The organism is Flavobacterium sp. AJR (genome assembly GCF_002156885.1).
Taxonomy (GTDB): domain Bacteria; phylum Bacteroidota; class Bacteroidia; order Flavobacteriales; family Flavobacteriaceae; genus Flavobacterium.
On the sequence record NZ_NCWQ01000180.1, the window covers coordinates 1 to 2,004 of the forward strand.

General features: G+C 27.7%; 2 protein-coding genes. Both read left to right on the forward strand.

Annotated elements, in window-relative coordinates:
* On the forward strand, positions 1 to 1,103 hold a 1,103-nt coding region (locus B8T70_RS23415), incomplete at its 5' end, for a polysaccharide pyruvyl transferase family protein (RefSeq protein ID WP_086896431.1).
* Positions 1,104 to 2,004, forward strand: a 901-nt coding sequence (locus B8T70_RS23420; protein WP_123912164.1) for a glycosyltransferase family 2 protein, incomplete at its 3' end; no start/stop codon positions are given. It abuts the gene before it with no gap.

Sequence of the window (2,004 nt, forward strand, 5' to 3'; positions counted from 1 at the left end):
ATTATGGAGGATTATTACAAGCTTTTGCTTTACAGCAAAAATTAAAAAGCTTAGGACATGATACTTGGATAATTAATAGATTATATTCTAAACCTGGAGTTAAACCAAAATTAATAAAACTAGTAAAAAATATTTTTTATAGACATATAACTTCTAAAAGGGATATTCCATTATCAATGAATGAATTTGAATACAGATACATTTATGGCAAAATAAGTTATTTTAAATCGAAGTTCATTTTTCCAATCACGCATGAAATATACGATACAAAAGGCATGAATAATCTTAAAAAGTTAGATTTTGATGCCTTTATTGTGGGAAGTGATCAAGTATGGAGGCAAGATTATTCCCCATGTATTACTAATTATTTTTTAGATTTTGCGATAGAATTTGAAAACATTAAAAGAATCTCTTACGCAGCTTCTTTTGGCACATCTGAATTTGAAATTGATCAAAATAAAAGAAGCTTAATTTCAAAACTAGCTAGTAATTTTGATTCTGTATCTGTAAGAGAATCATCTGGAATTAAATTATGTAAAGAATATCTAGGGGTAAATGCTGTACAAGTTTTAGATCCAACTATGCTATTAGATGTAAAAGTTTATAAAAAACTAATGACAGATGAGAACGAATCTGCTAGTGAAGGCACACTAATGTCGTATTTTTTAGATACTTCAAAAATTAAACAAAATTATATCGACCAAATAAGTAAAGAACTAAATCTTACTCCTTTTTCGACAATGCCTAAAACAAAATTTACTAAAGAATCTATTGGTAATTTTGATGATACAGTTTTTCCTTCTGTAACAAAATGGCTCAAAGGTTTTGAAGATGCTGAATTTGTGATTACAGATTCTTTTCATGGTTGCGTGTTTTCTATTTTGTTTAATAAACCATTCATTGCTATAGGAAATAAAAGAAGAGGCCTAAGCAGATTTCAATCTTTACTGGAAAAATTTGGACTTGAAGATAGATTTTTATTGGACTCAGAAAGAATAGATTCAACATTGATATACAAAAAAATAGACTGGGATAATGTAAATATGATACTTGCAGAAGAAAAAGATAAGTCGATTAAATTTTTATTAGATAATCTTAATTAAATGATAAGTATAATAATAATTGGGAAGAATGAAGGATGGAGATTGACAAAATGCTTGGAAAGTATTTATAAAATAATTGATTCTAGCCAAATTAAATTTGAAGTGATTTATGTTGATTCTAATTCTTCAGATGACAGTATCGAAAGAGCATTAGCTTACGAAAAAATAAAAATTTTTAAAGTTATAGGACAATGTAATGCTGCTGTTGCCAGAAATGTTGGCGCAAATGAATCTACAGGTGACATTCTTTTTTTTGTGGATGGGGACATGGAAATTCAACTTGACTTTTTCAATTATATTTTAAACAAAAAAAATCAATTAGTATCAGAATATGTAACGGGGCATTTAGATGATTATTTCTATGATGATAAAGGGACTTTTATAATTAAATCACCTAGAACTTACACAAAAGTTATCCCTAAGGATATCGAAGTACTTTCTGAAAATGGAGGGATCTTTATTATAACTAGAGAAAAATGGATTGAAGCAGGAGGAATGAACACTAAATTTAAGATAAACGAGGACTTAGAGTTGGCAATCCGATTAAGAAGAAAAAAAGTAAAAATAATTAGATTACCACACCTTATATGTTTACATCATACTATAGATTATAGAAATGAAAAACGAATGTGGAATATGCTTTTTTCTGGTTATGGATTTTACCCTGCAGTAATCTTAAGAGAGCATTTACTTGACATTTTTGTTATAAAAAGATTTATTCGAACAAACTACACAGCAATATTTTTACTGTTGGCAGTTCTTTTTTTTAACTACTCAATTGTTTTGTTGGCTTACATTTTAGTTTTAGTGTCTAGGTCAATTATACATACAGTTGGCATCAAGAGTAGTATTAATAAAATGAAATATTTTTTTGAAAGATTAATTTATCAATTTCTATCCG